This is a genomic window from Marinobacterium halophilum, from assembly GCF_003014615.1.
GTDB lineage: Bacteria > Pseudomonadota > Gammaproteobacteria > Pseudomonadales > Balneatricaceae > Marinobacterium > Marinobacterium halophilum.
The window spans coordinates 20244-27545 of sequence record NZ_PYGI01000031.1 but is presented as its reverse complement, the minus strand read 5'-3'; the positions used below and the strand labels follow the sequence as shown (position 1 = coordinate 27545).

Here is a 7302-nt window from a genome sequence, read left to right as displayed (position 1 = left end):
AACCTCGCTTCGGCCTGGCGTATCGAGGGGGGCACGCCTCAATCGGATACGAAAGAGCAGCATCCCCGCGTGTGGGGCAGTGTGCAGTACCGTTTCTGATTCCAGTATCCGGGGACACATTAAAACCTTCACCCATTAGGCAGCGCAAAACTGACTCTGGCTAATGGGTGGTTCCCAACGATGGTTATGTCGCATCACTGATAATACTAAAGGCGCTATCCTTAGTGTGCCGCTGTCAGTGCCATGTGCAGTCCTATTCAACGATTTACCCAATAGGTTCCGGGAGGTCAACCGAGATGATGGTGTCCTTGCATAAACGCGCACGCACCACGCCCGCCATTCGTGCCGAACTGGCAGAAAGCACCAAACCTGTTCGTGAACTGGCTCGGCAGTACGGCATCAGCGAAGCCACCGTACGCAAGTGGTGCAGCCGTTCAAGCACTGAAGATCGGCCGCATACACCACACCGCCTGCAAACGCACCTGACGCCAACTCAGGAGGCGATTGTCATCCATCTGCGCAAACGGCTTCTGCTATCACTGGATAATCTTCTAAATGTTGTCAACGCGTTTATTTGTGACAAAGTCTCACGCTCCGGGCTTGATCGCTGCCTGCGCCGCCATGGCGTCAGCAATTTGCATGCGCTCAAGTCAAAGGTGCCCAAAACTACACAAGAAGGGTTCAAGGCCTGTCAGCCCGGCCATATTCATATTGAGATCAAATCTTTGCCGAAGATGGAAAATGAGTCCACGCAGCATTACCTGTTCATTGCGATCGACTGTGTCACCCGCTGGTTATTTGTGCAGACTCAATCAAACACGAAAACGGCCAATGCACGACATTTTCTGGATAGCCTGCAGACAGCAAGCCCGATCAATATTACGCATATTGTGACGGGTAGCGGCCAAGAGCACACCGATTCACTGCTCTCGCTCCACACACCAGGGGCTGGGAGCATTCATGAGTTTGACCGCTTTTATGCAGACCTTGGTGTGAGCAAAAACTAACTACGCCCTCACACCACACACAAACGGTATGAATTGATTAATACAGGAGGGCACGGAAGTGGCTGCAAACTTAAATACTAAAATGGATCTTGAAGAATTTTACGAAATTGCACAAAAAGATATCCAAAAAATAATAGGAAACACGGCTAAAAACTCAGCCATTATATTCAATAATAGCGGAAGAGATATAGACTTCCATGTTTATAACTATATAGAATCCGCATATTGGCTGGCTGCCAGCCATACCTTTATATCAAATAAAAACATTGGAATAATTACGGCTAATGGAAGTTTTTTCAAGGTAAAGCCAGACAATTACTATAACGAAGAATTTTTAGTCCAACCTAACAGAGCTTATATTTACAAAGGTCTTTATGACTTGAAAGAAATATTAAAAAAATAATAAATATAAAAAATGCGCATAGTAAAAGTCTGAATTATTTAAGTTTAATCGGATGATGCTACCGTTTTTAAACACAGAACCGGAGCCTGCGCTCCGGTTCATTTCTCAACACATTAGCGTGTGTATGCCAGGTAAATGACTAGCCTTCGCCGTTGAGTACTTTATCCTCACGAAACATCGCCTTGATGCCCCTTACCGCTTGGCGAATGCGATCCTTGTTCTCGATCAGGGCAAAGCGTACATAGTCATCGCCGTAATCACCAAAGCCGATCCCCGGCGATACACAGACCTTGGCATCGGCCAGCAGCTTTTTGGAAAATTCCAGCGAGCCCATCTCAGCATATTCATCTGGAATCTTGGCCCAGACATACATGGACGCCTTCGGGTTATCGACCATCCAGCCCGCTTCATGCAATCCTTTAACCAGCACATTGCGGCGTTGGCGGTATTGCTCGGCGATATCACGTACGCACTGCTGATCGCCTTCCAGTGCCGCGATGGCCGCTACCTGCAGCGGGGTGAAGGTGCCGTAGTCATGGTAGCTTTTGATACGTGCCAGTGCATGTACCAACTCCTTGTTGCCAACCATGAAACCGATGCGCCAGCCCGCCATGTTGTAGCTTTTGGACAGGGTAAAGAACTCCACCGCCACATCTTTCGCACCCGGCACCTGCATGATGGATGGTGCTTTCCAGCCGTCGTACACAATATCGGCATAGGCCAGGTCATGAATCACGATGATGTCATGCTCTTTTGCCAGTGCCACCACGCGCTCGAAAAAGTCCAGCTCTACGCACTGCGCAGTCGGGTTGGACGGGAAGCCCAGGATCATCATCTTCGGTTTGGGAATCGATTCGCGGATCGCCCGCTCTAGCTCGACAAAGAAATCGACGCCGGGTACCAACGGCACCGAACGCACCTGGGCACCGGCAATCACGGCACCGTAGATATGGATCGGGTAGCTGGGGTTAGGGACCAGCACGGTATCGCCATGGTCCAGGGTCGCCAGCATCAGATGCGCCAGCCCTTCTTTGGAACCGATGGTCACAATCGCTTCGTCTTCCGGGTCAATCTCGACCTGGTAACGGTCTTCATACCAGCGCGAAATGGCGCGGCGCAGGCGCGGAATCCCGCGCGAAGTGGAATAGCCATGGGTATCGTCACGCTGCGCCACGGCACAGAGCTTTTCGACGATATGCGGCGGTGTGGCACCATCCGGGTTGCCCATGCTGAAATCGATGATGTCTTCACCACGGCGACGGGCCGCCATCTTCAGCTCGGCGGTGATGTTGAACACGTAAGGCGGAAGGCGATCGATACGGGAGAAATGGCGTACGGGACGCACACCTGTATTGTCTGTCATGTAAACCTCGAAAAACGTCAGCGCCCGGAACCGTCCGAGCGACGCCAGCCATGTACTCATGGCTGTGTATCGAGACTAACCTTAACTAGCTGATTGTGCCAGTACCCGAGTTCATAGGGGAGGATCTGCATCGGGCGGTCTTTGTCTGTGGCTATACTGATCGGGCACCATGATAACAGACCCGACCACCAAACCGGTTGACCACACCGAGATATTATATGAACATTAACTAATATTAATAACACACACCCACCCCAAGGAGCGGCAACCATGATCCTGCTGCGCACCCTACCCTTGCTAATCTCCCTGCTGGGATCGCCCCTGCTGGCTGCCGAAACCACCCCCCCTTCCACGGTCGTTCAACGGCAAACACTCGAAGAATACCTGATACTGGACGGGGTAATCGAAGCTGTACAGCAAAGTACCGTCTCGGCTCAAACCCATGGGCGCGTTACTGCCCTGCCATTCGATGTGGACGATTCCGTTCCTGCCGGGGCATTGATCGTGCAGCTGGACGACAATGAACAGCGGACACGTTTCAGTCAGGCGCAGGCAGGTTTGGCGGAAGCGCAAGCAGGCCTGAACGACGCACGCCAGCAATTCAGCCGCACCCAGTCCATGCATGAGCGCAAACTGATTGCCAATCAGGCACTCGACCAGGCACGTAACAAGCTCAATGCGACTCAGGCCCGACTCGCTCGGGCCGAAGCGGCACTGGCAGAGGCTCAGCAGCAGCTCGATTACACTCGCATAACCGCACCTTACAGTGGCATTTTGATTGAGCGGCATGTGGCGCTGGGCGAAAGCGTGAATCCCGGTCAGCCACTGTTGACGGGGCTGTCATTGGAGCACCTGCGCGTGGTGGTCGACTTGCCGCAACAGTACGCCGGACTGGCCCGTGAGCAGCGCCGTGCCCGCGTAACTCTGCCGGATGGCCGCGCACTGGATACCGGCGCGATGATGTTCTACCCCTACGCCGATCCGGCCACCCACACATTCCGCCTGCGCATGCCGCTGACCGAGCCGGACGGCCACCTGTACCCCGGCATGCTGGTGAAGGTCAGTGTACCGGTTGCGCCCCGTGAGGCGCTGTGGATTCCGGCCAAGGCGGTGATCCATCGCAGCGAGTTGCGTGCTGTATTGGTACTCGACGAGAGTGGCCTCACGCGCCTGCGTCAAATACGTATCGGGGTTCGCAACGGCGACAGGGTTGAGGTCCTGTCTGGCCTTCGGGCCGGTGAACACATTGTCGCTCGGCCATCCAACAATACTGCGTCACCGACCAAGGAGACGCGCCCGTGAGCAAACCGCTGCCGCCCATCGGACCATCCGGTCACATCGCACGGGTCTTTCAGGACTCCAAACTGACCCCGCTGCTCACCCTTATCGCCCTCATCCTTGGCATTCTGGTATTGCTGTTCACGCCAAAGGAGGAGGAACCGCAGATCGATGTTACCTTGGCCGATATCATCGTTGCCCTGCCCGGTGCCAGCGTCACTGAAGTGGAAAGTGTGATCGCAACACCGGCCGAACAGGTGATGAGTGAGATCGAGGGGGTTAAGCATGTCTACTCCGTTTCCCGTCAGGGGCAGGCTGTCATCACCGTGCAATTCAAAGTCGGTGTGACGCGGCAAGAGGCTCTGGTTCGGCTCTACAACCAGGTCTATTCCAATCAGGACTGGCTGCCGGTCGACCTGGGCGCAACCCAACCGTTGATCAAGCCCCGCAGCATCGATGATGTGCCGATCATGACGCTGACGCTATACGACCCGCAACAGCGTTACGCCGGGACCGAACTGACGCAACTGGCTCACATGCTGGAAGTGGACCTCAAGCGCATTCCCGGCACTCGCGATATCTATACCGTTGGTGGCGTGCCTGACCGGGTCGATATCCGCTTCGATCCCGCCCTGCTAGCCGGTTATGGCCTGACGCTGGATAATATCGGCCAGGCCCTGCAGGCTGCCAACAGCAGTTCCCAGGGGCTGAGAGCAACACGTGATAACCTGTCGGTGCCGGTACAGGCTGGCCAACTGCTGGAGCGGATCGATGATGTACGCAACCTGGTGGTTGGGATGCACCAGGGCGCGGCGGTGTTCATGGCTGATATCGCGACCATCCACCGGGGTGATACCGTGCCCGACCAAAGCGTCATGCTCGGCTTTGGCTCCGGCAAGACTGAGGATAGCCCCGGCACGGTCGGCACTATTTACCCGGCGGTCACGCTGGCGATCGCCAAGCAGCCCGGCGAAAATGCGATCAATATCACCACCGCCATCGAAACCCGTCTCGATCAGCTGCGCCACCGCCTCCTGCCGGAGGGGATCGAGGTGGTTGTCACCCGCAACTACGGCGAGACCGCTGCAGCCAAGGCGAAGAAACTGATCATCGACCTTATCTCTGCAACCGTTTGCGTCGTGCTATTGGTACTGGCCGCCATGGGCTGGCGGCAGGCAACCATTGTCGGCATCGCCGTACTGGTGACGTTACTGCTGACCTTGGTATTTTCCTGGGCCTGGGGCTTCACCCTGAACCGCGTTTCGCTGTTTGCACTGATTTTTTCCATCGGCATTCTGGTCGATGACGGTATCGTCATCACCGAAAACATCAACCGCCGCATCCGCAACTCCAACCACAACATCCGCGATATCATTCCGGCCGCCGTGGACGAGGTCGGTACGCCGACCATCATGGCCAGCCTCACCATCATGGCGGCACTGCTGCCGATGGCCTTTGTCAGCGGCCTCATGGGACCGTACATGAGCCCCATCCCGATCAACGCGTCTGCCGGTATGGTACTGTCGCAGGTCGTCGCCTTTGTCGTCGCCCCCTGGTTGGCAATGCGGCTCCTGACCCGACGCACCGAAGCGGCAGAGGAAACCGGCAGCTCCGCTGATGGCGTCAGCCCGATATCGTTGAAGGTTTTCCGTTTTCTGCTCGGCCCCTTTCTTGGCGACCACCACTGGCGTCGGCGCGGGCTGAGCCTGGGCGTCATCGGCCTGATGCTGGTGTCGCTCACCTTGCCGATGTATCAGTTCGTGATTCTCAAGATGCTGCCATTCGACAACAAGTCGGAGCTGCAGGTGGTGGTCGATATGCCCGAATCCGCGCCGATGGAAAACACCCAACACCTGTTACTCGCTCTCGGTGCGCACCTGGAAACTCTGCCCGACGTCGCCAATTGGCAAGCCTACGCCGGGACCGCCTCACCAATCAATTTCAATGGCCTGGTGCGCCAGTATTACCTGCGCACCGACCCTTGGCATGGCGATCTGCAGATCAACCTGATCGCCGCGTCCGACCGCGACCGGCCCTCACATGATTTTGCCCAGGCGCTGCGCGCGCCGCTGCAGGCGATTGCTGCACCCTTTGATGCTTCGGTAAAAATCGTCGAAATTCCCCCTGGCCCGCCGGTGCTGTCGCCACTGGTCGCCGAAATCTACGCTGCCGACGAACGCCACCGCACCGCGCTGGCACGGCAGGTGGCCGAGCAGATGCACAAGGTCGAAGGACTGGTTGATATCGACACCACTCTTGAAGCACCCGTACAGCAATGGCAGGTCATCATTGACCGCGCCCGCGCCGCCCGCTTGGGGGTTGCCCAGGGGCAGGTGGTACAGACACTGCAAACCGCCGTGGGCGGTGCCACCCTCAGTTATCTGCATGATGAACATGCCAAATATCCGGTACCAATCCGCGCCATCCTCAACGAGGGCGACAAGGCACAGGCCTCGGCGCTATTGTCGTTGCCCATACGCAACCGCGAAGGGCAACTGATTCCGCTGGCCAGTATCGCGCGTATCGAAACGGTCGAATGGCCCGGAGCCCGTTACCACAAGGATCTGCTGCCGGTAACCTATGTCACCGCCGACATGGCCGGAGCCATCGATTCCCCGCTGTACGGCATGTTTGCCATGGTCAATCGGCTGGAGCAGCTGCCCGAGCCCCCTGATCAGTTTTTCGTGCGCCAGCCGCCGCTGCCGGAGACCGGCGCGCTGAAATGGGATGGTGAGTGGCAGATTACCTACGATACCTTCCGCGATATGGGGCTGGCTTACAGCGTTGGCGTATTCATGATCTTTCTGCTGCTGGTCGCCCAGTTCCGTTCCTATGTCCTGCCACTGGTGATCATGGCCCCGATTCCGCTGACCCTGATCGGCATCCTGCCGGGCCATGCCCTGCTCGGCCGCGAATTTACCGCCACCAGCATGATCGGCATGATCGCGCTGGCCGGCATTATCGTGCGCAACTCGATCCTGTTGGTGGTGTTCATTCGTCAACTGCTTGACGAGGGCAGCTCACTGGAGGATGCCGTGATATTGGCCGGTGCGGTGCGGATCAAACCGATTGCGTTGACCGCCGTTTCCGCGATGGTTGGAGCCTGGTTTATCCTCAGCGACCCGATCTTTAATGGTCTGGCAATCTCTCTGGTATTCGGGCTGGCCATGTCGACATTGTTAACCATTATTATCGTGCCGCTGGCCTATTACACCCTCGCCCGTTGTCGCCGGCTGTAACGGCTGGCGGCG

General features: G+C 56.6%; 5 protein-coding genes. 4 read left to right on the top strand and 1 reads right to left on the bottom strand.

Features of this window, described 5'->3' with window-relative positions:
* The first annotated feature begins 296 nt into the window (after positions 1-296).
* Both CLV44_RS16740 and CLV44_RS16735 read left to right on the top strand, forming a co-directional pair.
* Positions 297-1007 carry an IS481 family transposase gene (locus CLV44_RS16740; RefSeq protein ID WP_106593267.1) on the top strand — a complete coding sequence of 237 codons (711 nt, stop codon included), beginning with the start codon at positions 297-299 and terminating at the stop codon, positions 1005-1007.
* 58 nt (positions 1008-1065) lie between these two features.
* Entirely contained in the window at positions 1066-1410 is a 345-nt protein-coding gene (locus tag CLV44_RS16735) for a hypothetical protein (RefSeq protein ID WP_146140030.1), read from the top strand.
* 139 nt (positions 1411-1549) lie between these two features.
* On the opposite strand, the gene alaC is transcribed toward CLV44_RS16735, so the two are convergent.
* Complete coding sequence (gene alaC, locus CLV44_RS16730) at positions 1550-2773, bottom strand: alanine transaminase (RefSeq protein ID WP_106593271.1); 1224 nt, start codon at positions 2771-2773, stop codon at positions 1550-1552.
* A gap of 270 nt (positions 2774-3043) precedes the next feature.
* Here alaC and CLV44_RS16725 point away from each other — a divergent pair, with 270 nt between their 5' ends.
* Together CLV44_RS16725 and CLV44_RS16720 are read left to right on the top strand one after the other, a co-directional pair.
* Positions 3044-4075 (top strand): efflux RND transporter periplasmic adaptor subunit, encoded by a 1032-nt coding sequence (locus CLV44_RS16725; protein ID WP_106593265.1) that lies wholly within the window; start codon positions 3044-3046, stop codon positions 4073-4075.
* Positions 4072-7290 carry an efflux RND transporter permease subunit gene (locus CLV44_RS16720; RefSeq protein WP_106593264.1) on the top strand — a complete coding sequence of 1073 codons (3219 nt, stop codon included), beginning with the start codon at positions 4072-4074 and terminating at the stop codon, positions 7288-7290. The genes CLV44_RS16725 and CLV44_RS16720 overlap by 4 nt, the downstream gene beginning before the upstream one ends.
* Positions 7291-7302: the final 12 nt, after the last annotated feature.